Below are 21,780 nucleotides of genomic sequence, written 5' to 3'. Positions count from 1 at the left end.
CTGGGAAGGCGCCACATGCGTACGCACTTGACCGTGATGCCGCTGCTGCGGCCGGAATTCCGCGCGACCCGTACCCTGCCGCTCTGGTGCGGTGCCGCTCTGGGGGTGGCCCTCTGCGCCGTGCCCGGCGTCTTCTCGATCGGAATCGGGCCCGGTCCGGCAGCCGCGCTGCTGCACCTCGCCGCCGTCCTCGGCAGTCTGGGTCTGCCCTTCGTTCTGGACGATCCGGCGGCCACCACCACCTCCCAGTGCCCATCCCCGTGGTGGTTGCGCCGTTCGCTGCGCGTCGCGGGAGGCCTCCTCGTGGTGGTCACCGCTTGGGCCATCGACACGGTGCTCGTCAGCGCTGCTCTCGACGACGAACCGCGTCCTGCCTTCCCACACCTGGACGTGGCCGTCGAGACCCTGGCCCTCGCCCTGCTCGCGGTGGCCCTCACCCTCGTCGGCCTGCGCTACACACAGGGGCGGGCCGGTGGCCCGGTGGCGGCCTCCGGTCTGATCGTCATCGTCCTGACGCTGCTTCTCCTCCCCGACGACCTGGCCTTCTTCGTCGACCCGTCCCAGGTGCAGCACTGGGAGAGCGCGACGACGCGGTGGTACGGGTTGGCCCTTGCGGCACTGGCGGCCACTCTGGTCCTGCTGCCGAGGCGACCGGCTGAGCGTCGATAACCGTCGGCGTCAGCACACGTGCCGGTCCCGCTCCACCGAGTACAGATGGCTGTCGCGGAACTGCGAGGCGCCAAGCGTGCGGCCCACCATGATCACGGCGGTTCGGACGATCCCCGCCTCCTTCACCTGCCCCGCGATATCGCCGAGAGCACCCCGCAGAATCACCTCGTCAGGACGGCTGGCCATCGCGACCACGGCGACAGGGCAGTCCGCCCCGTAATGGGGCAGCAACTCCTCGACCACCCGGTCGACATATCCCGCGGCCAGATGCAGCACGAGCAGCGCCCCACTGCGTCCCAGCGTGGCGAGGTCCTCGCCCTCCGGCATCACCGTGGCCCGCTGTGCGACCCGGGTGAGAATGACGGTCTGCCCGACGGTCGGAACCGTCAGCTCCCGCTTCAGTGCGGCGGCGGCGGCCGCGAACGCCGGTACGCCGGGCACCACTTCGTACGGGACGCCCGCCGCGTCGAGCCGCCGCATCTGCTCGGCGACCGCGCTGAACACGGACGGGTCGCCCGAGTGCAGCCGCGCCACATCGAGCCCCTGTCCGTGCGCGCTCACCAACTCGGCGATGATCTCGTCCAGGTTGAGCTGCGCGGTGTCCACCAGGCGTGCGCCGTCCGGGCATTCGGCGAGCAGCTCGCGCGGCACCAGGCTGCCCGCGTACAGACAGACCTGGCAGGCGGCGAGCGTCCGCGCGCCGCGCACCGTGATCAGGTCGGCCGCGCCGGGCCCCGCGCCGATGAAGTACACGGTCATCTGCTGTCAACTCCTGCGTCTTTATGGGGTCTTGGTAACGGGCTTGGTGATGGGCTTGGTGACGGACCATTGGGTGACCGGCATGGCCTGCCGCCAACCGGTGAAGCCGCCCACGGGCACGGCCTGCGCGACCGCGAGCCGCACCAGCTCGCCTCCATGGCGCCGGTACCAGTCGGTGAGCAGCGCCTCGGACTCCAGCGTGACGGTGTTGGCGACGAGCCGCCCACCCGGCGGAAGGGCCTCCCAGCAGGCGTCGAGGAGGCCCGGCGCGGTGAGGCCGCCGCCGATGAACACGGCGTCCGGCGTGGGGAGTTCGGTGAGGGCGGCGGGCGCGGCGCCGGTGACGACCCGTAGCCCGGGGACGCCTAGGCGGTCGGCGTTCCGGGTGATGCGGCCGGCCCGTACCGCGTTCTTCTCGACGGTGACGGCGCGGCACGACGGGTGCGCCCGCATCCACTCCACCGCGATCGATCCCGACCCGCCGCCCACGTCCCACAGCAGCTCGCCGGGCGCGGGCGCCAGCGCCGCGAGCGTGGCGGCGCGGACATACCGCTTGGTGAGCTGCCCGTCGCTCTCGTACGCCGCGTCGGGCAGCCCCGGCACGGCGCCGAGCCGCAGGGCGTCGGGGGAGCGGCGGCACTCGACGGCGACGACGTTCAGCGCGGCGCCGGGCGCGTGCGACCAGGCGTCGGCGACACCTTCGTACGACGACTCGCGATCGGACCCCAGCTGTTCGAGTACGCGCAGCCGGCTCGGGCCGAAGCCGCGCTCGCACAGCAGGGCGGCGACCTCCCCGGGGGTGTCCGCGTCGGCGCTGAGCACGAGGACGCGACGCCCGTCGTGCAGCGCGGCGGCCAGACGCGCGGCCGGGCGGCCGACGAGCGTGACGACCTCGGTCCCCTCGACGGGCCAGCCGAGGCGCGCGCAGGCGAGGGAGACGGAGGACGGGTGCGGCAGTACGCGCAGCGCGGGCGCGTGCGGTGTGCCTGCGGCGCCCAGCTCCTCGCTCAGGGCGCGCCCGATCCCGTAGAACATGGGGTCGCCGCTCGCGAGGACGGCGATCCGGCGTCCCGCGTGGGCGGCGAGCAGGCCGGGCACGGCGGGCCGCAGCGGCGAGGGCCAGGCGACGCGCTCGCCGGGGCATGGCCCAGGGGGCAGCAGGTCCAGTTGGCGGGGGCCGCCGATGAGCACCTCGGCGTCGGAGAGCGCCGCGCGGGAGGCGGCGGGGAGGCCGTCCCAGCCGTCGGCCCCGATCCCGACGACGGTGACGGCCGGTATGCCTGGCGGGGATGCGGGGGTCACTGCGGGTACCTGACCTCGGGGTTCGGAAGGGCTGCGCAGTCCGCACTCTACTGGTGACCAGGCGGCGTACCCTTATTGCGAACTACTTGCAATAGGCCGGGTGGGTGTCCCGCACGGCTTCCTGGGCGGAAGGCCGGCGCGCGATGCGCTCTGTGCCGGCCGCACGGCGCGGGCCGCGCATCCGTGTCGCAGTTGGGCTGAACGGGTGACTTGGCGTAAGAATTGCCCGGTGCAGACAACGACTACGAGCCAGGACGGGGTGGGTCAGTGAGTAGCAGTCAGCGCCACGACGTCACCGATGAACAGTGGGAAGGGCTCGCCCAGGTCGTACCGCTGCGCAGCCGCAACGAATGGCCTTCATGGCCCGGACACAGCGCGCTGCCCGACGCGGAGACCGAGACGCGCAGGCGTTTCGTGGTGATGCGGGTCAACGTCTTCTCGGACGCCCGTGACGTCGCCGAGACCGTCATGTCGCAGATCCCGGTCCTGCTGGACCTGACGGGCGCCGAGACGGAAGTGGCCAAGAGGGTTCTGGACTTCAGCAGCGGTGTGGTGCTGGGGCTGGGCTGCGGCATGCACCGGGTCGACAAGAACGTCTTCCTGCTGGCGCCGCCGGGCACGGAAGTGCAGGGTCTGGTGGACGCGGTCGCGCAGCCTTAGGGCCCGGTGTCCGCCCGTACTCCCTCCCCGGTCGACGTGGGAGATCTTGTGGGTGAATCCCCCGATCGTAGGAAGGTCGGCCGGGCGTAACGGTTCGCCTGGCGCGGCGCCGCTTAGCTTCCCGGCATGACGGTGCATACTCCGATGCCGGCCGCGCGGCCGGCGGCAGGCCAGGACCGACCGCAGGTCACCGAGGTGCGGCTGTCCGCCTTCGCGGGGCACCGCGGCACGGTGCTCCCGCTCGGCGCGCTGACGCTGATCACGGGTTCCAGCGGCAGCGGCAAGTCCAGCGCGCTCCGTGCGTACGAGGCACTGGCGCGACTCGGCGCCGGTGCCGAACTGGTCGACGTCTTCGAAGACCCCGTCGCGTGCGTGCCCGAACGCGCCCGCGCCGACGGTCAGCGGCGGCGCGGCTTCCGCATCGGCTGCACGGTCGACGGGCCCGCCGGAAACATCCGGCTCGACCTCGCGGTCCAGGCCGAACCCGAACTGCGCGTCGTCGGTGAGCGGCTGACCCGCGGCGGCCTCGTGCTGCTGGAGACGGCGCTGCGCGACCCCGGCCGACGCATGGTGCAGGCGGCCTGGCACACCGCGGGCGCGGCGCCCGTGACCCGCGCCCCGATGCCGGACGACCGGCTCGGCACGGCGCTCGTGCCGCTGCGCGTGGCGGGCAAGACGGACGGGCAGCGCCTGGTGCTCGCGGCGGCCGAGCAGGTCGTGGTCGCGCTGCGTTCGGCGTTCCCCTGCGACCCGCGGCCCGGCCGCATGCGTGCGCCGGTCCCGGCGGGGCTGATCGGTCCGGGCCGGCTGTTGAGCGGCTGCGACAACCTCGCCGAGGTCCTGTGGCGTACCCGGGCCGAGTGTGCGGTCCGCCACGCGTTGCTCGTCTCGGCGGTGCGCGACGGATGTGCGGGGCCGGTCGTCGACGTGTTCGCCGAGGAGGCGGAGGACGGTTCGGTGCAGGCCTTCGTCGACCGGGGGGACGGGGTGCGCACGCCTCTCACGCGGCTCGGGGACGGGGAGTTGAGGTATCTGGCCCTGGCGCTCGTTCTGCTCACCGGGCCCGGCGTTCTCGCCGTCGACCCGGTGGCGGAGGTCCCGGAGGCCTACCAGACCCTCACCGTCCTCGCCGACGGCTTCGACCGCCGCCTGGACGCGCGGCAGTCGCGTGCGCTCGGCGAACTGGCGGCGCGGACCTGCGCGCGTGGCCACATCCGCCTGGTCGGGGCGGTGGGGGACGCCAGGTGGGCGGCCGACGTCGCCGGCGCCGCGGTGGTAGACCTGGAGCCGTGACGGAACGATGTGATGTAGCGCGCCTGCAACGCAGGCTGGCCGAGTTCGCGGCGGCCCGCGACTGGGGGCAGTACCACACCCCGAAGAACCTGGCCGCCGCGCTGAGCGTGGAGGCGTCCGAACTGGTCGAGATCTTCCAGTGGTTGACGCCGGAGGAGTCGGAGCGGGTGATGAAGGACCCGGACTCGGCGCACCGGGTGACGGACGAGGTCGCTGATGTCCTCGCGTACCTGCTGCAGTTCTGTGAAGTTCTGGGCATCGACGCGCTGGCCGCGCTCGCGGCGAAGATCGAGCGGAACGAGCGGCGTTTTCCGGCTCCTGACGGCCCGTAAGTCGCGGGTAAGACCCGCGTAAGACCCGCGTAAGACCCGGGCAAGACCCGGTAAGACCCCTGGTTCGCCTCCCTTCCCGGCATTTTCGTCACTCTCCGGAGTGGACTGCTTGTCGAATTTCGATTAGTTGTCCACAGATTTCCGGCTTCCCCTGGCTTTTCGACCGGATGAGTATCACGCTGGGTAGTGGATGCGGGAGTTCGGGCGAGCGTGCGGCGTGTGCGCGCGGGATGGACGGGGGGTTGCGCATGAACGCGATGCGGCTGATCGAGGCGAACCGGCGCGCCCTGGCGCGGAGCGAGGACCCGGTCGGCATCGTCATGGAGGTGTGGCAGTCGCAGGCGCTCGCGCAGGCGATCGGCAGCCGCCTCGCGGTCGCGGGCCCGCCGGAGTTACGGGGCGAGGCGCTGGGCCTGAGCGAAGTCGGCGGCAGAGCCTGCGGGGTGCTGGACGCTCCCCACTTCGGTACGGAGGACATCCGGGCCGCACGCCTCACGGAGACCGGCGACGCGCACGACGTCCTGCTCGCGCTGGACCAACTGCTCAGCGAGGTCGGCATCGCCCTCGTCGGGGTCGCCATGGGCGCCGCCGACGAGGGGGTGTACTGGCAGTGCATGGAGGCGATAGACGCCGCCGACGAGTCGAGGGACCGCGTCCGGGAAATGCTGCGCAGGCTCGCGGTGCGGGAGCGGGCCCTGCCGGAGCGCGACTCGGCGGCGGGGTCGTCGTGAGGTGGTGGTGTTCTGGCCGTGGCGGGGGTCTGTGTGGCGCGGGCGGGGGCGTCGGGAGGCGGCGGTGCTCTGATCGCGTCGCGGGCGATGCGGCAGGGGCCCGGTCGGCGCGGGCGGGGTTGTCGTGAGGTGGCGGTGTTCCGGCCCCGCCGGGGGCCTATGCGGTGCGGGCTTCGCCGGCGCTGGCCGGGGCGTCGGGAGGCGGCGGTGTTCCGGTACTGCCGGGCGTCAATGTGGTGTGGGTTCCGCCCGGGCGTCGGCGTGGGTGGTGGGTGGTTCGGTTCCGTCCGTGTGGATGGTCTTCCGGCGGGCCGAGTCGCCAGCGCGGGCCCGCGTTGGCCGTCCCGTGGACGGACTTTCACCCGACCGGGGCGGCCGCGGATCGGCGGGACCGGCAGGGTTGGCGGGCCTTCGAGCGTGCAGGATGGAGCCATGGATCTTCGCATCTTCACCGAGCCCCAGCAAGGGGCGACCTACGACACTCTGCTCACCGTCGCCAAGGCCACGGAGGACCTCGGCTTCGACGCGTTCTTCCGCTCGGACCACTATCTGCGCATGGGCTCCGCCGACGGGCTGCCCGGTCCCACGGACGCGTGGATCACGCTGGCCGGGCTGGCGCGCGAGACCAAGCGGATCAGGCTGGGCACGCTCATGACCGCGGGTACCTTCCGGCTGCCCGGCGTGCTCGCGATCCAGGTGGCGCAGGTCGACCAGATGTCGGGCGGCCGCGTCGAACTGGGCCTCGGCGCGGGTTGGTTCGAGGAGGAGCACCGGGCGTACGGCATCCCCTTCCCGAAGGAGAAGTTCGCCCGCCTGGAGGAGCAGCTGGAGATCGTCACCGGCCTGTGGGCGACGGAGACCGGCCAGACCTTCGACTTCGACGGCAAGCACTACCAGCTGACCGACTCCCCGGCCCTGCCCAAGCCCGCGCAGCCCAAGGTGCCGGTCCTCATCGGAGGCCACGGCGCGACGCGCACCCCGCGCCTGGCCGCGCAGTTCGCCGACGAGTTCAACATCCCCTTCGCCTCGATCGAGGACAGCGAGCGCCAGTTCGGCCGGGTCCGCGCGGCCGCCGAGCAGGCCGGGCGCAAGGGGAGCGACCTGGTGTACTCCAGTGCGCTGGTGGCCTGCGTCGGCAAGGACGACGCGGAGGTCGCCCGGCGCGCGGCGGTCATCGGCCGGGAGGTGGACGAGCTCAAGGCCAACGGTCTGGCGGGTTCGCCGGCCGAGGTCGTCGACAAGATCGGGCGGTACGAGGCGATCGGCGCCGGCCGCGTCTACCTCCAGTTTCTGGACCTGGCCGACCTGGATCACCTGGAGCTCATCTCCTCACAGGTGCAGTCCCAGCTGTCCTAGCAACCCCAAGCGGCCCCCTCCGAGGTGGCCCCCAGAACGTGGTCGCCGGGCGCACCCCTCCGGTGCCCGGCGGCCGCCCCCCTCCCCCTCCCCTCCCCTTCCTCGATCTGTGACGCGTCACAACGGGCGCTCGCTGACTCTGGAGTACATTCCACCTCCGTTTCCGCGGCAGGACCGCAGGATGTGAGGCGCGGTACTTCGGACGGTCGAGGATGACGGAGGTCGGTATGAGGCTGCGTGGACGTTTCGGGGCGGGGTGTGCGGCGGTGGCCGCAGGGGCGGCGCTCGCCGCGGTGACCACACCGGCACAGGCCACGGAGGAGGTACCCCGAGAACCCCTGGAGTACGTGGCGATGGGGGATTCCGCGGCGGCGGGTCCGCTGATCCCGCAGCAGGACATCAACCTGCTCTGCCTGCGTTCGAACCGCAACTACCCCGCCGTGGCGGCGAAGGCGCTCGGCGCGCGGCTGACCGACGTGAGCTGTTCCGGCGCCACGACGAAGGACTTCGCGGGCCGCAGGCTCGGGCTGCTGCCGCCGCAGTTCGACGCCCTGAAGAAGAGCACCGATTTGGTATCGGTCACGGTCGGTGCCAATGACAGCGGCCTGTTCCAGCAGGCGCTCGACTGTCTCAACTTCCTCCCCGAACCGGTCGGCCTGTCCTGCGCGGACCGGCTCACGGCGGGCGGCGAGGACCGGCTGGATGAGGCCGTCGAGAAGTGGGCGCCGACGTTCGGCGCCGCGCTGGAGGAGATCAAGCGGCGCGCCCCGCACGCGAGGATCATCGTCACGGGGTACGGCACGTACATACGCGAGGGCGGCTGCCATCCGAAGCAGCCGGTCTGGGCCCGCGACGGGGACTATCTGCAGGGCGTCATGAACAAGATCAGTGCGGTGGTCCGGGACCAGGCGAAGGCGCACGGCGCGCGGTTCGTCGACGTCGCCGCGCTGACGGTGGGGCACGACATCTGTGCCGCGCCGAAGGACCGCTACCTGGAGGGCCTGGTCCCCGCGCACCCGGCAGCTCCGCTGCACCCGAACGAGCAGGGCATGGCCGTCTATGGCGACGCCGTCGCCGCCGCGGCCCGTTGAGGGGGAGCGCGGGCATGCGAACCGCACGCGCGGGCATGCGAACCGCAAGCGCGGGCATGCGATCCGGCGACACAGCCAGGCGGTCCGTGCACCGCAGGGCGGCCCTCTTCGCCTCGGCGGCCGCCCTCGTCGGAGCGGCCCTGACCGGCGCCCCGTCGGCGGCAGCGGCAGCCACACCCGCACCCGCAACCGCACCCGCGCCCGCACCCTCAACCACACCCGCGCCCGCAGTCGCACCCGCAGCCACACCCTCACCCGCGCCCGCAGCTGCACCCGCACCCTCACCCGCGCCCGCAGCCGCAAGCTCACCCGCACCCGCCGACAGGGATAACCGGCTCCCCGTGGTCTACCACTCCGTCCCAGGAGTGGTCGCCTCGCTCGCTCGTCCGGGCGGCGCCCCGCCCGGCGCCAACGACTGGTCCTGCCGCGGTGAGAAGCACCCGCGCCCCGTGGTCCTGCTGCACGGCACCCACGTCAACATGGCCATCAACTGGAGGGCCCTGTCCCCGCTGCTCAAGAACGACGGCTACTGCGTCTTCGCGCTCAACTACGGCGGCCTGAAGCTCGGACAGGTCGGCGGCACCGGTGACATCCCCGCCTCCGCCGGTGAACTGGCCGGCTTCGTCGACCGCGTCCTGCGCGAGACCGGCGCCGCCGAGGTCGACCTGGTCGGCCACTCGCAGGGCGGCACCCTCGCCCAGTACTACGTGAAGTTCCTCGGCGGCGCGCCGAAGGTGCACGACCTCGTCGGGCTCGCGCCGACCAGCCACGGCTCGACCGCGCTCGGCCTCGACAAGGGCATCAGGGCGCTGTTCAAGGTGTTCCCCGGCCTTGAGGGGATCGCCAGCACCCTCGATCCGGCCGCCCGTCAGCAGCTGCGCGGCTCGGACTTCATCAACAGGCTCAACTCCCTGCCGGACACGGTCTCCGGGGTGCGCTACACCACCCTCGCGACCACGTACGACCCGGTGGTCACCCCGTACAGGTCGCAGTTCCTCGACGGGCCCGGGGCGCGCAACATCACGGTCCAGGAGCTGTGCGGCAACGACTTCGCCGACCATCTCGCCCTCGCCTACGACCATGTGGCGCTGCGCGAGGTGCTCAACGCGCTCGATCCGGGCACCGCGCGCGGGCCCGACTGCTCAACCCCCGTCCTGCCGGTCCTCGGCGGCTGAGCCGCGCCGGGCGGAGCGGGCCGCGAGCGCCGCGTGGAGCAGGGGGATGTCGGGGGTGCGCGCCGGGTCGATGCCGGTGAGTTCGGCGATCTTGCGGAGGCGGTAGTCGACCGTGTTCGGGTGGACGTGGAGCTCGGCGGCCGCGGGCCGTCGGCTTCCGCACCGCAGATAGACCTCCAGCGTCCGCAGCAAATCCTCGTCCGCCTCGACGGGGTGGAGCAGGGCCGCGAGACGGTCCAGGGCCTCGCCGGGGCGGGAGAGCTGGTATTCGAGCAGGACGTCGTCCAGGCGGTACAGACCGTGGGGGCGCCCGAACCGCACGGCGACGTCGAGGATCTCGCGGGCGGTGGCGGCGGCCCGTACCACCGCGGAGGGTTCCGCCGCGGTGGCGCCCGCCGTGACGTCCGCTCCGGCGGCACGGCCGACGTCGGCGACGATCCGGGTCAGTCGGGCCCAGTCGCCCGCCGTCAGCTCGGCGGCCGCCACCTCGCTCGGCAGCAGCGCGATGCCGCCCTGCGAGGTGAGGGACGACAGGACGGGACCACGGACCTGTCGCTCCAACTCCGCGCGCAGCCGGCGCAGTTTGCGGCGTCCGGCGACCGCGGGATCGACGCCCGACGCCGTCTCGTCGGGGTGCGGCCCCACCGTGAGCGCGAGCACCAGATAGCAGGGCGGCAGCCGCAGCCCCGCCCGGGACGCCGCGGCGTCGGCCGGGGTGCCTTCGAGGAGCGCGGAGAGCAGCGTGTACCGCGCGGAGCGCTCGTCGTCGAACAGCGTCTGGCGCTCGTCGAGATAGCCCGCGCCCACGGCGGGTGCGACCAGCTCCAGATAGCGCAGGACCAGGGTGTTCGCCGCCATCACGTCGACGACCTCGGACGGCCGGACCTCGGGCGTCAGGGACTCCCACATCACCTGCATCCCCACGTGGTACGCCGTGAGCACCACGTCGATCGGAATGCCCTCCTCGGCGCGGCGCGCGGCGGACTCGCGCAGGAAGTCCAGCTCCTCCCGCGCGGGCAGTTCCTTCGTACGCAGTACGTCGATGAAGGACCGCAGGGTCTGTTCGATCACGCGTCTGATGTCACCGCCCAGTTCCTCGGTCGGCAACAGGCCGTACGCGGGGATGCGGGCGGTGACCTCGGCGAGGACCAGGTCGGCGTAGGCGGGCAGGCCGGCGGCCAGGCGCTCGTGCAGTGCCCGGCCGCCCACCACGAAGACTCCGTTGCTGTCAGCCACCGTCGGAGGTTAGCCGAGTGATGTCGACCGAGCCCGCCCCCGTTCTCGGTTCGGGGACGGCCGCCCACAGGGCCACCGGCGCGAGGACCGTGGCGAGGACGGCGACGGCTCCGGTGCGGCCGCGTGCCCAGCGGGCCCGGAACCGTACCGGATCCTCCACCAGGACCTTGGAGAGCCCGGCCGCCGCCACGGAGACGGCGACGACGACGGCCGTGCGGGGCCGTCCCGACAGTCCGAGCCGCTCCTCGTCGAGGAGGACGAAGAGGGGCCAGTGCCAGAGGTAGAGGCTGTACGAGAGCAGCCCCGCCCGGCGCAGGGGAGCGCTGGCGGGAACTCGGCCGGCCGGGCTGCCGGGTGCCCGCGCCAGGCAGGCGATGAGCAGGGCGGCGGCCAGTGCGTGGAGGAACAGGCCACCCTGGAAGAGGGACGGGGAGTTCTGTCCGTCCGGCACGATCCAGTACGCCCCGAGCGCGTGAAAGCGCTGGTCGGGAGGGCTGTCATCGTTTGCTCACAGAGCGGTGGAGGTCCCGTCACGCGGCGCGCGCGTGACGGGACCTCCGGCCGTGGAACCCCTTACCGCCCTGCCGATTACTGCCCTGCCGAGCGGCCGAAGAACTCCAGCTCGGCGATGGCCACCTGGCGGTCCTCGGCGACGCCGTACGCGGAGCGCAGGATCAGCCGGGCGCTCACCGCGTCCCGCACCCGTACGTCGATCTTCTGTACGCCGCCGTCGTTGATCCGGCGGTGCAAGGTGTGCTCCTTGCCCGCCGAGTCGCTGACCACCAGGTCGAACTCCATGGGCCTGGCCTGCGCGGCGGCCTGCGCGGTGCGCGCGGAGCTGCCCGGCGTGATCAGGAGGTTGAGCAGGTCGGTGGGCTGGCCGAAGTCGGCCTGCAGCCACTGGCCCGCCGAGTCGCCCGCGTAGCCCGTGCCCCACCAGGTGTTGGAGTAGCCGTCGAAGGCGAGCTTCGCGGCCTGCTTGGGGGCGGAGTGCGAGGCGCTGAAGCCGGTGGGGTGGACGGGGACCCGCTTGGCGAAGTGGTCCTGCACGGCCCGCGCGGCCGGGGGCCCGCCGAAGATGCCGCCGACCACCAGACCGGCGATCACCGCGATCCCCACGGCGCGGGTGATCCATCGGGTGCGGTCCCGGTGCAGGCGCGGCCGCTGACCCGCGTAGGGGCCCTCGGCGGTCGGGGCGGCGGAGTCCTTCAGGGGGTGGGCGCAGCTGCGGCAGAAGTGCCGGCGCAGCGCGTTGGCCGTCCCGCAGCTGCGGCACGCCGCACCGGTCTCGGGCTCGGCGGGCACGGCGGCCCGCCGCACCCTCGGGCGCGCCGCGTCGGGCCTGCCCGGCAGCACGCCGCCCGGCGTCTCCGGCGGCGCGACGGCCTCGGAGGCCTCCGGCACGGGGACGAGCAGCGAGCGTATGGCGGTGTCGGAGGAGGAGGGGCCGGAGGAGGAGGGGCCGGACGAGGAGGTGCTGGTGGGCTCCGCGGGTCCGGTCGTCGTCGCCGGGAGCGGGGCGGTGGTGTCGGTGCCGCCGGATGCGGGGGCAGGGGCAGGGGCCGGAGCCGGAGTCGGAGCCGGTGCGGCGTCCGGATCGGCGTCGGCCTGCCGCGTGGGCGCGGGGGCGACGCCCGCCGGGGTGTCCCAGCGCAGGAAGGCGCCGCAGGAGTCGCAGAAGGACTGGCCGCGCTGCTGGGCGGGGGTGCCGCACTCGGGGCACGGGGGCGTGGTGGAGGAGGTGTGGGGCATCTCAGGTTCCTTCAGGGGCAGGCATGGCGGTCACCTCGGCCGTGAAGGGGAGGTGCGCCGGGCGGGCGGCGGCGACGACGGACCGCAGGCGGTACGGGTCGACCGCCGCCGGGTCGGGCACGCGCAGGGTGACGTGCAGGGCGGGGCGCGGGGTGCCGGGGAAGGCGCCCAGTGGCCGCGCGGACCAGGTCGCGCCGCCGCTCTCGCCGATGTGCGGCCGTATGCCGAAGGCGAGTTCGACGGCGGCGGAGAGGCCGCGGCGGGTGCCGCGGACGCGGTGCAGGGCGACGGCGGACGCCACCGCGTGACGGCGCACCGGCAGCGGCTCGCTGCCGTCGAGCTCCGTGCCGACCCAGTCCGTCAGCCACCCGAGGAAGTCCTCGGGTGCCAGGGCGGGCATGAAGTACGCGTCCAGGCAGTCCAGAACGGTGAAGACCGGCGCGAGCACGACATCGAGCCCGGAGACGAACCGCAGCGCGAAGTCGTCGTCGGCGAAGACGGCGGGCAGCTGCTCGGCGAGCGGATGCGCGGAAACCATCCCCGGCAGCGAGCCACGGCACGACCCGCCCCGGGGGCCCGGTCCTGGACCGGCTCCCGAGCCGCGCCCGGAGCCGGACCCGCCGCCCGCCCCTGAGCCGAAGCCCTTGCTCGGACCGAGTCCCGACCCGGGCCCAGAACCCGAGCCGAGCCCCGTCCCCGCACCCGACGCCGAAGGCGCACCCGCCTGCGGCCCCCGGCCCGGACCGGTCACGTCCGCCTTCCGCAGGTTCCCCGCCCCCCTCGGCTCCCGCCCCGTCATCGCGCCTCTATCACACGGACGCGGTGGTCGAATGGGAAGAGCAGCGCGGACGGTGTCAGTTCGATGCGGTCGGTGGCGTCGCCGCGGCGGGTGGTCAGGGGGTCGGCGGGGTGGAGGAGGACCTCGTCGACCAGTTCCACTCCCGGTACGCGCTGGAGCGCGGCGAAGATCTCGCCGGAGCGCAGCGGGCGGCCGAACGGCCAGCCCGTGCCGTGCGCCCCGCCGGTCAGCGGGTCCAGGTAGGCGTAGAGCGCGTCGAGGGCGTCGGCACGTACGCGTTCCGCCTGCGCGGCGCGGAAGGAGTGCAGCGTGGCGACGACCGTGACGCCCTGGTAGAAGGGCGGGCCGACGGCGAGCCGGGTGCCGAGCGGGCGGCGGTCGTCGAGGAAGTGCGTGACGCGGGAGAGGAGTTCGTCGCCGGGGACGAGCTGTTCGAAGCGGAGGCGGCCGCCGCGGTCCGGCACGGCCTGCGGGACGACGAGGACCCGGACCGCGTTCTCGCCCGCCTCGGAGGACTCCGCGGCCAGACAGTGGATGCGGGCCGTCTCGGGCGCCGCGCGCCGCGCCAGCTCCTCGTAGTCGCGCGCGGTCACCGCCCGCTCCTGCGCGCGCAGCGCGATCGGCGCGCGGACCTTCGCCTCCTGCACGGTCTCGCCGTCCACACCGCCGCGCGCCGCCTCGCGGTTCTCCACCCGGGCGACGTACGGGATGGAGCTGCGCAGCACCTGGATCGCGCCGCGCGCCACATTGCCGGCGCGCCCGCCGCCGGTGCGGTAGCGCGTGGCGCGGAGCGCGGCGCCCTTGGCGGGCACCGCACCGAACTGCCGGAGGGTGCCGTCCGGTTCACGTACCGCGGGGCCGAAGGCGATCTCGCCCGTCGCGGCGTCCAGGGTGACGTGGCGGTCGTACGGTCCCGACGCGGCGAAGTGGTCGACGACCTGCCACGCGTCCCAGCCCGACTCCTCACCGTCGGAGACCTCCAGGAGCAGCGGCGGCCGGTCGGCGACGACCGGTGCGTGCGTGAGCCGGACGCGCTGCCCGGGGACGCCCGTGGAGTCGCCGAGGGGTTCATCGCGTACGACATCGGCGTGCGCGACGGCGGTCGTGCCGCCGATGGTGAACGCGGACGCGGCCCGCACGGTCGGCGACGCGCTGTAGAACGGCTGGCCCTGCGCGGCCTCGACCACCCGGCAGCGCAGCCAGCCCGCGTCCTGCCGCCCCACCCGGGAGACGATGTGCCCGACCGGGATGTGCAGGACCACGTCGCCGGGCCGGTTGAGGCCACCGGTGGAGTCCTCCTCCACCTCGCACCGCGCCCAGCCGTCGGCGGTCCACGCCTCCCACACCAGCGGCGGCTGGCGCGGGTCGACGCCGACGCCGTCCACCCGGCTGTCCAGCTGGAGCACGGCCACACAGGCGGGCACCGCGGCGCTGAGTCCGAAGAGCAGCGTGTCGCCGGGCCGCGGGGCCTCGGCGAAGACGCCGACGTCACGCCCCCCGAACACGTCCTGCCCGCGGTCCTGCGGCGTGCCGTCCGCCTCCTGGCGCAGCACCGCCTCCAGTACGCAGGGCACCACCGTCAGGTCCGCCTCGGTCGCGAAGGCCACCGCCTCCTCGGTCTCGGTACGGCTGGTGGCCACCTCGGTCCCGGCGGGCAGCACCACCGGCTCGGGCTGCGGCGCGGAGAGCCAGAAGGTGACGTCGGCGCGGGCCGCGGAGGGCGGGAAGAGGGTGACGCCGAGCAGGTCGAGGAAGGCCAGGTGGTTCTTCTCCGGCACACGGTTGAGGCGGTAGACGACCTGGTCGGCCATGTGCGCGACCGCCTCGACGAGGGTGACGCCCGGATCGGAGACGTTGTGGTCGGTCCACTCCGGGCAGCGCTGCTGGATGTAGCGCTTGGCGTCGTCGACGAACTGCTGGAAGCGCCGGTCGTCGAGGTGGGGTGCGGGCAGGGCCATCGGACTTCAGACTCCGCTCTCTGATTCCGTGGACGGGATCACGTAGAAGGGAAAGACGAGGCTGCGCGGGTTGTTGATGCCGCGCACGGTGTAGCTCACGTCGATGAACAGGACGGACGGTTCGTCGGGCGCCGGGCTGACCTCGACGTCCAGGACCTCGATGCGCGGCTCCCACCGGTCGAGGGAGGTGCGCACCTCGTACCGGATGCGGCCCGCCGTCGCCTCGTTGACCGGCGCGAACACCAAGTCGTGTACGGCACAGCCGAATTCCGGCCGCATCGGCCGCTCACCGGGCGCGGTGGCCAGCACGAGCCGGATCGACTCCTCGATCTCGCGCTCGCGGCGGGCCAGCGCGATGCCGCCCCCCGCGTCCGTACGCAGCGGGAACGTCCAGCCCGCGCCGACGAACTGCTCACTCACGACCCTCAACTCCCCTGGACACGGACTTCAACTCCAACTGGAACTCCCTGGACGCGAGGCCCAAGGGCCAGAACCCGCCTAGAACGGCAGGGTGTTGCGCAGCACGGCGGGTGCCATGAGCGAGACGGTGGCGACCGAGGTGAGCGTGACCGGGCCGACGGCCTTGACGCCCACCAGGCCGGTCGCGTTGATGTCCGCCGCGCCGCCCGCCGTGACGCCGAACTTCCCGCCCGCCTTGATGTCCACGGCCCCCGCGGCGCTCAGCGTCAGCGACCCCCCGGCGGTCAGCGACAGATTGCCGCCTGCTCTGATGTCCACGCTCCGTGTCCCCGAGATGGACACGGACCCGTCGCTGCGGATGGTCACGCTGGTGCGCGTCTCGTCCATGTGGACGGTCAGCCGTCCGTTCCCCGTCTGGAGCCGGATCCCGCTCTTCATACGGGACTTGGCGTCGACCAGCTCGACGGTGTGACCGCTGCGCGAGGCGAGGGAACGCCAGTTGACCCGGCCGCTCGTCGGGTCGACGGCCGGCAGGCCGTCCGGGTCCGGTGTCGGCTTGTCGACGCCGTTGTACAGCCCGGCGAGCACGTACGGATGCTCCAGCGAGCCCCGGTCGAAGGCGGCGAGCACCTCGTCACCGACCTCGGGCAGCATCAGCCCGCCGCCCCGCACGCCGCCCAGCTGCGCGACGCGGCACCAGTCGCTCTCGTACGTGTCCGAGAGCCACGGAAAGCGCAGCTTGACGCGGCCCAGCTTGAGCGGGTCCTTGGCGTTGCTGACCAGGGCCATCGCGACGCCCGGCAGCGGCGGGGAGGCGTCGGCGCCGCCGGAGGCGAGGCCGTAAAGCGAGCGGAACTGCCGCCCCGAGACGGTCAGCCACGTCGTGAACTGCCGCCCCGACTCGAAGAGATGGCGCACACCCGTCGCCGTGTACTTGCCCTCGAAGGGGAAACCGGCCCCCTTCAGCGCCACCGGCCGCCCCGGCCGCAGCTCGGGATTGCCGGTGACGGCGACCTCCACCTCCGCGAAGGACCCCGCCACATCGTCGGCCAACGCCCGTGCGGCGTGCGTGACTTGGGCCTGCGTGGTGTACGGGGTCTGCGTCCCGGTCAGCTCGGATGTGCCGAAGGGGCGCGAGAGCTGGCCGGGCGTGATGTCGGTGACGATGTCCTTGCTCATGGCCGCCGGTGACCGGGCGGACAGGGCCCGCTTGGCCCGCATGTCCCAGCCGCGCGCCCCCGCCGTGGCGACCTGCCCGGCGGCGGTCACCGCGACGCGGCTGTGCAGCGCGTTGTGCCCGAACTCCAGGACGTACGGGCTCTGCGCGGCGGGAGTCGTGTCGGCGGGCGCGCCCGCGGCGGGCGCGAGCGCCGCGAAGCACAGCTTGCCGTCCTCGTCGAACGACAGATGGGTGTCGTTCTCCTGGGCGAGGCGGGAGAGGAAGTCCCAGTCGGTGATGTTGGGCTGGGTGGCCAGCTCGTACACGGTCGGGGTCGCGTCGACCTTGCCGAGCTTCAGCCCGCTGAGGGCGGCGACGCGCCGCACGATGTCGGAGGCCGTCATGTTCGGGAAGCCCTGCACGCGGCGGTTGCGCAGCAGCCGATGACCGGGGTCGTAGCCGCGTACGACGAGGGACTTGCCGCCCGCGTCGGCGTCGACCTCCAGGGCGGTCACCTCACCGGTGAGCATCGGCTTGCCGCGCACGCCGTCGGTGAACGGACACAGGACGGCCTTGGCGCCCACCTTGATCTGCGGGAACTTCTCCAGGATGTCGCCGCCCGTGTCGGCGAAGGTGAGCTGGAAGGCGGAGGGCACGTTGACGCTGGCGTCCACCCAGCCCTCGACGAGCAGCGCGGCCAGTTTGTCGGGCAGCACGGAGCCGCCGATCTCGGCGTGCAGGACGCTTGTGTACGTCTTCTCACTCATCGCGTGTACGTCTTCTTCTCACTCATGCGGACTCCACGTTCGCGGGGGCGGGTCGGGCCTCTTCGGCGGCGGGCAGCAGCAGCTCCGTGCCGGGTCTCAGCCGCATCGGGTCGTCGATGTCGTTGGCCTCGGCGATCAGCCGCCAGCGCGTGGCGTCCCCGTACTCCCGCCAGGCCAGCGACGCCAGCGAGTCACCGGCGACGGTGCGGTGCACCCGGCGCGCCGAGAGCGCGCCGGACGTCGGGTTCTGCCCTTTGGTGGGCATCGCCACCTCGGTGAGCGACAGCGCGCAGCTGGCACGGATCGGCTCGCCGGTCGGATTGAACAGGGTGTACGTCGCGCTGACACTGGTCACATACGCCACGAACTGCACGGTGTTGAACGACCCCCAGGAGAACCGCACCCACGGCGGCGACGGCCGCTTGGAGGTGACACTCTGCGGCGTCACCTCGCAGCAGGAGAGCAGCAGGTCCACCTGCTTCTGCACCTTGCCGGAGGCCGGCGCGCCCGAGGAGTCGAGGAAGACTTCCAGCTGGAGCGTGGCGGGCACGGACCCGGTGAACTTCGGCGGGGCGCCCCGCATATAGGCGACCGCGGGCTGCGTGCGCCACTGCGCCGACCGGCCCATCTGCAACTGCGTCGGGTTGAACTGGAACTCGACCTCGCCGATCTTCCCGCCCAGCGACCCGCCCAGGTCGGTGGGCGGCTGGTGGATGGCGAGCGCGGCCCGCACCAGACTCGCCCCCGCCTTGCCGCCGGTCGGCGCGGCCATCTCAGGCACCTCCCGCGTCGGTGAACCCGTGGTGCGCGATCTCCAGCGTCTCCGTCGCCACGCTCGGGCTGTCCGGGCTGAGGCTCGGCCCCTGCCAGCGCACGGGCAGCACCTCCACGAGCCCCCACTGCGCGACGACGGACCCGTCCGCGCGCAGGGCGGCGATCTGGGCCGTGGGCCGGGAGATCCCGGTGGCGATGGAGGAGATCCACGCGGCCACGCGGGAGGTGTCGGCGGTGAGGGGCCGGGTGAGGCGGATGGTGGAGAAGGTCACGCGGGTGGGCAACTGCCAGACGAACCCGTTGTTGCCGCCTTCCTGCCGCTGCTCCACCTCCACCTCGGAGGACAGCCCGTCACAGCCGTTGAACAGGCCGAGGTCCTGACCGTCGATGGTCAGCTTGAAGAAGACGGTGGAGCCGGGGTCCAGGGTCGAGGGCATGGGTTCTTTCCTGTGGCGGAGGTGGCTGGGGCGTACGGGTGGTGGGGCCGGTCGGCGTGCGAGTGGTGGGGCGGAGCGACGATCAGCGGCCGTGGTCGCGCAGCCGCCCGATCCGCTCACGGTCACCGCGGAGCTCTGCGCGCAGGAGGCGGGAGAGCGGGGCGAGGAGGCGCCGGGCGAGGTCGTCGAGGTCGGCGGGGCCGGTGGGGCCGGATTCGGGGGAGGGGTGGGCTGACGGCTCCGGATGGGTGGTTGTTCCGGTTTTGGTGCTGCCGCCGTAGTTGTTCGCGGGGCTGGTGGGGCGAGCGGCGGGGGTGGGAGGGGGTGGCGGCGCGGCGGCGGGGACAGGGCCGGGGCCGGGCCTGGGGGCGGGCTCGGCCGAGCGCCGCTGGACGGCCGGCGGTCGGCCGGTTGCCGGGCGGGCGGCCGCCGGGGGCTGAGTGGCGGGGCGTACGGGGATGACGGGCGGTGCGGGTGCTCGTCGCGGTGCGCGGTGGCCGGACTTGCCCAGAGGCACGACGACCGGAGCGGCGGCCCCGACGGAGGAACCGCCTCCGCTCTGCGGACCGGCTCCCTGGGACCGCTGGAGCGGCACGGGGGCCGGGGCCGTCTGCGGGGCGGGCCGCGTGGCCGAAGCGCCGCGGTGCGCTGCCGCGGGCTGGACGGTGAGGCTCCGGGAGGGGGCCAGGGGGAGAGCGACGGCGCGGGCTGCCGCGGGCCGATAACCGCCGGGGGCGATACGGCGGTTGAGCGGGGCGACGGGCAGTGGTTTGGGGGTGCTCGGTGGTACGGGGCGGTGGGTGTTGCTTTGCGGGGGTGCCGGTGTGGGGCTGGGGGGCGTGGCCTTCTGTACTGGGGTGGTCGGTGCGCTGATTGGGGCGCGGTGTGTATCGCTGTGCGGGTTCGCCGGTATGGGGCCGGGGGTGTTGCTTTGGGCGGCGGAGGGCGGCTGTGTGGGTGCCGGGGTGGGTCCGGGGACGGCGGTGCTGGTGTCGGCGGATGGGGGGCGCGTCGGTGCGGGGGTGGTGGCTGTGGGCCGTTGGGCGGGGGTGATTGGCGCGCCGATCGGGGCGCGGCGTGTACTGCCCTGCGGGGCTGCCGGGGTGGGGCCGGGGGCGGTGCTGGTGTCGGCGGATGGGGGGCGCGTCGGTGCTGGGGTGGTGGCTGTGGGTCGTTGGGCGGGGGTGGTTGGCGCGCGGCCTGTGTCGCCCTGCGGCGCCGGGTCTGGGCTCTGCTGGCTCAGCGGCCGGCCGAGTCCGGTGCGGGGGTGTCCGCCGTCTGGGGCGGTGCGCCGGACCCGGCGTACGAGAGGCCGTCGCTGTACGGGCTGGATGGGGGAATCCGCCCGCACAGCGACGGGTTCCGCTGCCGTGGCCGCCCTCCCTGGACGGGAAGCGGCGGCGGCAGGGATCCCCGGGCCGGCGGGGGGCACCGGCCCGGGGACATCGTGGGCCCGGACGGAGGCGTCCGGGTCGTTCGTGGGTGTGGCCCTGACGGCGAACAACTGCCGTCGCGGCACGGCGCTCGGCGCGGCGGCCACCAAGGGGGAACGCCCTGCGGGCGTGGGCCGCACCAGGGGCACGGAGCCCGTACCTGACGCGGCGGAGCCGGAGGCCACGGAGCGCTGAACGGCCGGGACGGCCGGGGTGCCGCTCGGGGGCGGCGCATTGCGGGCACTGCTGAGCGGTGCGGTGTCGGCCGCGGCCGGGGTATTGGGCGTTTCGGCGTGCCGCTGCGGTGCGTTGTGGCTGGGTTGGCCTTGGCCCGTGCTGGGGGCGGCGGGGGTTCGGGTGCTGGTGAGTGGTGCGGTGGTGTTGGTCGTGGTCTGGGTGGGCGCGGGCTTGTGGCCGGGGCTGACTGTCTTGCGTTGCACGGGCTGGGGTGTGCCGGGGGCCGGGGTGGTGACGTTCGGTGTGCGGCTGGCGGCGACCTTGGGCGGCCCGCCAAGTGGCTGCGGGCGTAGTGCGTTGTGGCCGTGATCGGGCTGGCTTCGGCCCGTGTCGGTAGGCGGGGTGGTGTCGGTGTTGGGTGTTCCGCCGTTTGGTTGCGGGTGAGGTGTGCTCCGGGGGAGATGGGGCTGGTCTCCGCTGGCGCCGGTGGCCGCGGTGGTGGAGTTCGACGCGCGGTTGGCGGCGGCCTTGGGCGGCCCGCCAAGCGGCTGCGGGCTCAGTACGTTGTGGCCGTGATGGGGCTGGTCCCGGCCCACGCCCGTGGCCGGGGTGGCGGCGGCGTTGGGCGTCCCGCCATGGGGACGCGGCTGCGGGGGCAGTGCGTTGTGGCTGGGCCGGGCCTGGCCCGTGCCGGGCGCCGGGGCGTTGGGGTCCTGGTCGGGCGCGTCTTGGGCCGGGCGCCCGGCTGGGGGCGTTCGGGTGCCGGTCAGTGGTGAGGTGGTGTTGGTCGTGGTCTGGGTAGGGGCCGACTTGTGGCTCGGAGTGGTTGCCTTGCGCTGTACCGGCTGGGGTGGCGCGGTGTTGGGCGTTCCGCCGTGTGGTCGTGGCTGTGGTTGTAGTGCGTTGGGGACGTGCGTGGGTTCGTTCTGGGGCGCGTCGGTGAGTGGGGGCGTGTTGCCCTCGGGGCTGCTTGGGATGGGGCTTCCGGAGCGGGGAGCGGTGCGTCGGGCAGTCGTACCGCTAGGGGGAGTTGAACCAGAGGACGGCGCCCCGTGGGCGCCAGGGCCCGCGCCCCGCCCCCTGCGCGCACCGCCACCCGAAGCGGGAGCCTCGCGCCCCCCAGCAGCCGAAGCCGAAGCCGAAGCCGCAGTCGCAGACGGAACCGCCGGCCGCTGAACCGAACCCGTACGCCTCTCCTCACCCTCACTCTCACCCTCCACCAGCCCACGCACAGGCAGCTTCAGCACCGGCAGGTCAAGCCTCGCCGGGTGCCCGGCCACGGGCCTGAGGACGTCGTGGAGGAGGCCGCCCGGCGCCGAGGCGGTCACCGCATGGGCCAACTCCCCGCCGAAGGACGGGTCCTGGTGCGCGGCGAGGGTCGCCCCGAAGCCCCGCTCGGCGACCGTACGCGGCGCCGCCAGAACACGCTGGACCGGCGGCACGACGGCCCAGCCGCCGACCCCGCCCCGCGCGCCCGCCGCCACCGCATCGGCCCCGTGG

21 protein-coding genes are annotated in these 21,780 nt (G+C 73.6%); 9 read left to right on the top strand and 12 right to left on the bottom strand.

What is annotated here, in order from left to right; all coding sequences use genetic code 11:
• Positions 1 to 15 precede the first annotated feature (15 nt).
• Positions 16 to 669, top strand: coding sequence for a hypothetical protein (locus ACWDVB_RS01390; RefSeq protein ID WP_451513489.1), 654 nt, complete (start codon positions 16 to 18; stop codon positions 667 to 669).
• A 9-nt stretch (positions 670 to 678) separates the two neighbouring features.
• Here ACWDVB_RS01390 and cobM read toward each other — a convergent pair whose 3' ends face one another.
• Together cobM and cbiE are read right to left on the bottom strand one after the other, a co-directional pair.
• Positions 679 to 1,428: a precorrin-4 C(11)-methyltransferase gene (gene cobM, locus ACWDVB_RS01385; protein WP_451513488.1), complete on the bottom strand. Its 750-nt coding sequence runs from the start codon at positions 1,426 to 1,428 to the stop codon at positions 679 to 681.
• A gap of 21 nt (positions 1,429 to 1,449) precedes the next feature.
• Positions 1,450 to 2,730 (bottom strand): precorrin-6y C5,15-methyltransferase (decarboxylating) subunit CbiE, encoded by a 1,281-nt coding sequence (cbiE, locus tag ACWDVB_RS01380; protein ID WP_451513487.1) that lies wholly within the window; start codon positions 2,728 to 2,730, stop codon positions 1,450 to 1,452.
• A 267-nt stretch (positions 2,731 to 2,997) separates the two neighbouring features.
• Between cbiE and ACWDVB_RS01375 the strand changes: the two genes are divergently transcribed.
• From ACWDVB_RS01375 to ACWDVB_RS01345, 7 genes are all read left to right on the top strand, one after another.
• The gene (locus ACWDVB_RS01375) at positions 2,998 to 3,390 is read left to right on the top strand and encodes a cell division protein SepF (protein ID WP_451513486.1); all 393 of its coding nucleotides are present in this window, start codon (positions 2,998 to 3,000) and stop codon (positions 3,388 to 3,390) included.
• 126 nt (positions 3,391 to 3,516) lie between these two features.
• Entirely contained in the window at positions 3,517 to 4,683 is a 1,167-nt protein-coding gene (locus tag ACWDVB_RS01370) for an ATP-binding protein (RefSeq protein WP_451513485.1), read from the top strand.
• Positions 4,680 to 5,015 carry a nucleotide pyrophosphohydrolase gene (locus ACWDVB_RS01365; RefSeq protein WP_451513484.1) on the top strand — a complete coding sequence of 112 codons (336 nt, stop codon included), beginning with the start codon at positions 4,680 to 4,682 and terminating at the stop codon, positions 5,013 to 5,015. Before ACWDVB_RS01370 ends, ACWDVB_RS01365 begins: the two co-directional genes overlap by 4 nt.
• A 248-nt stretch (positions 5,016 to 5,263) precedes the next feature.
• Positions 5,264 to 5,746: a DUF6099 family protein gene (locus ACWDVB_RS01360; protein WP_451513483.1), complete on the top strand. Its 483-nt coding sequence runs from the start codon at positions 5,264 to 5,266 to the stop codon at positions 5,744 to 5,746.
• 432 nt (positions 5,747 to 6,178) lie between these two features.
• Positions 6,179 to 7,102 (top strand): LLM class F420-dependent oxidoreductase, encoded by a 924-nt coding sequence (locus ACWDVB_RS01355; protein WP_451513482.1) that lies wholly within the window; start codon positions 6,179 to 6,181, stop codon positions 7,100 to 7,102.
• Between the two features lie 227 nt (positions 7,103 to 7,329).
• Complete coding sequence (locus ACWDVB_RS01350) at positions 7,330 to 8,193, top strand: SGNH/GDSL hydrolase family protein (protein ID WP_451513481.1); 864 nt, start codon at positions 7,330 to 7,332, stop codon at positions 8,191 to 8,193.
• A 341-nt stretch (positions 8,194 to 8,534) separates the two neighbouring features.
• On the top strand, positions 8,535 to 9,368 hold the full coding sequence (locus ACWDVB_RS01345) for an esterase/lipase family protein (RefSeq protein ID WP_451513480.1): 834 nt from the start codon (positions 8,535 to 8,537) through the stop codon (positions 9,366 to 9,368).
• Here the strand turns inward: ACWDVB_RS01345 and ACWDVB_RS01340 are convergent.
• From ACWDVB_RS01340 to ACWDVB_RS01295, 10 genes are all read right to left on the bottom strand, one after another.
• Positions 9,336 to 10,604, bottom strand: a complete 1,269-nt coding sequence (locus ACWDVB_RS01340) for a PucR family transcriptional regulator (protein WP_451513479.1) — start codon at positions 10,602 to 10,604, stop codon at positions 9,336 to 9,338. The two genes, ACWDVB_RS01345 and ACWDVB_RS01340, sit on opposite strands and share 33 nt — an antisense overlap.
• Positions 10,597 to 11,055, bottom strand: coding sequence for a hypothetical protein (locus ACWDVB_RS01335; RefSeq protein ID WP_451513478.1), 459 nt, complete (start codon positions 11,053 to 11,055; stop codon positions 10,597 to 10,599). Before ACWDVB_RS01335 ends, ACWDVB_RS01340 begins: the two co-directional genes overlap by 8 nt.
• A gap of 137 nt (positions 11,056 to 11,192) precedes the next feature.
• Entirely contained in the window at positions 11,193 to 12,356 is a 1,164-nt protein-coding gene (locus tag ACWDVB_RS01330; protein WP_451513477.1) for an NADase-type glycan-binding domain-containing protein, read from the bottom strand.
• A 1-nt stretch (position 12,357) separates the two neighbouring features.
• The gene (locus ACWDVB_RS01325; protein ID WP_451513476.1) at positions 12,358 to 12,894 is read right to left on the bottom strand and encodes a phage tail protein; all 537 of its coding nucleotides are present in this window, start codon (positions 12,892 to 12,894) and stop codon (positions 12,358 to 12,360) included.
• A 257-nt stretch (positions 12,895 to 13,151) separates the two neighbouring features.
• The gene (locus tag ACWDVB_RS01320) at positions 13,152 to 15,113 is read right to left on the bottom strand and encodes a putative baseplate assembly protein (RefSeq protein WP_451513475.1); all 1,962 of its coding nucleotides are present in this window, start codon (positions 15,111 to 15,113) and stop codon (positions 13,152 to 13,154) included.
• A 6-nt stretch (positions 15,114 to 15,119) separates the two neighbouring features.
• Positions 15,120 to 15,533 carry a GPW/gp25 family protein gene (locus ACWDVB_RS01315; protein ID WP_451513474.1) on the bottom strand — a complete coding sequence of 138 codons (414 nt, stop codon included), beginning with the start codon at positions 15,531 to 15,533 and terminating at the stop codon, positions 15,120 to 15,122.
• Between the two features lie 78 nt (positions 15,534 to 15,611).
• Positions 15,612 to 17,459: a VgrG-related protein gene (locus ACWDVB_RS01310; protein ID WP_451513473.1), complete on the bottom strand. Its 1,848-nt coding sequence runs from the start codon at positions 17,457 to 17,459 to the stop codon at positions 15,612 to 15,614.
• A gap of 22 nt (positions 17,460 to 17,481) precedes the next feature.
• Positions 17,482 to 18,231: a CIS tube protein gene (locus ACWDVB_RS01305; RefSeq protein WP_451513472.1), complete on the bottom strand. Its 750-nt coding sequence runs from the start codon at positions 18,229 to 18,231 to the stop codon at positions 17,482 to 17,484.
• Between the two features lies 1 nt (position 18,232).
• Positions 18,233 to 18,670 (bottom strand): phage tail protein, encoded by a 438-nt coding sequence (locus ACWDVB_RS01300; protein ID WP_362991594.1) that lies wholly within the window; start codon positions 18,668 to 18,670, stop codon positions 18,233 to 18,235.
• An 82-nt stretch (positions 18,671 to 18,752) separates the two neighbouring features.
• The gene (locus tag ACWDVB_RS01295) at positions 18,753 to 19,187 is read right to left on the bottom strand and encodes a hypothetical protein (protein ID WP_451513471.1); all 435 of its coding nucleotides are present in this window, start codon (positions 19,185 to 19,187) and stop codon (positions 18,753 to 18,755) included.
• 961 nt (positions 19,188 to 20,148) lie between these two features.
• Between ACWDVB_RS01295 and ACWDVB_RS01290 the strand changes: the two genes are divergently transcribed.
• Positions 20,149 to 20,298: a hypothetical protein gene (locus tag ACWDVB_RS01290; protein WP_451513470.1), complete on the top strand. Its 150-nt coding sequence runs from the start codon at positions 20,149 to 20,151 to the stop codon at positions 20,296 to 20,298.
• Positions 20,299 to 21,780 lie beyond the last annotated feature (1,482 nt).

It is taken from the genome of Streptomyces sp. NPDC003379 (assembly GCF_053589195.1).
Note: the sequence above shows the minus strand (reverse complement) of the source record. Positions and strands in the feature narration are given on the sequence as shown.

Coding starts and splice junctions, on each gene's coding strand:
- ACWDVB_RS01325 (WP_451513476.1), bottom strand. CDS start 12,894: ATGGTTTCCGCGCATCCGCTCGCCGAGCAGCTGCCCGCCGTCTTCGCC.
- ACWDVB_RS01330 (WP_451513477.1), bottom strand. CDS start 12,356: ATGCCCCACACCTCCTCCACCACGCCCCCGTGCCCCGAGTGCGGCACC.
- ACWDVB_RS01355 (WP_451513482.1), top strand. CDS start 6,179: ATGGATCTTCGCATCTTCACCGAGCCCCAGCAAGGGGCGACCTACGAC.
- ACWDVB_RS01320 (WP_451513475.1), bottom strand. CDS start 15,113: ATGGCCCTGCCCGCACCCCACCTCGACGACCGGCGCTTCCAGCAGTTC.
- ACWDVB_RS01305 (WP_451513472.1), bottom strand. CDS start 18,231: ATGGCCGCGCCGACCGGCGGCAAGGCGGGGGCGAGTCTGGTGCGGGCC.
- ACWDVB_RS01300 (WP_362991594.1), bottom strand. CDS start 18,670: ATGCCCTCGACCCTGGACCCCGGCTCCACCGTCTTCTTCAAGCTGACC.
- ACWDVB_RS01360 (WP_451513483.1), top strand. CDS start 5,264: ATGAACGCGATGCGGCTGATCGAGGCGAACCGGCGCGCCCTGGCGCGG.
- cobM (WP_451513488.1), bottom strand. CDS start 1,428: ATGACCGTGTACTTCATCGGCGCGGGGCCCGGCGCGGCCGACCTGATC.
- ACWDVB_RS01370 (WP_451513485.1), top strand. CDS start 3,517: ATGACGGTGCATACTCCGATGCCGGCCGCGCGGCCGGCGGCAGGCCAG.
- ACWDVB_RS01350 (WP_451513481.1), top strand. CDS start 7,330: ATGAGGCTGCGTGGACGTTTCGGGGCGGGGTGTGCGGCGGTGGCCGCA.
- ACWDVB_RS01310 (WP_451513473.1), bottom strand. CDS start 17,459: ATGAGTGAGAAGACGTACACAAGCGTCCTGCACGCCGAGATCGGCGGC.
- ACWDVB_RS01390 (WP_451513489.1), top strand. CDS start 16: ATGCGTACGCACTTGACCGTGATGCCGCTGCTGCGGCCGGAATTCCGC.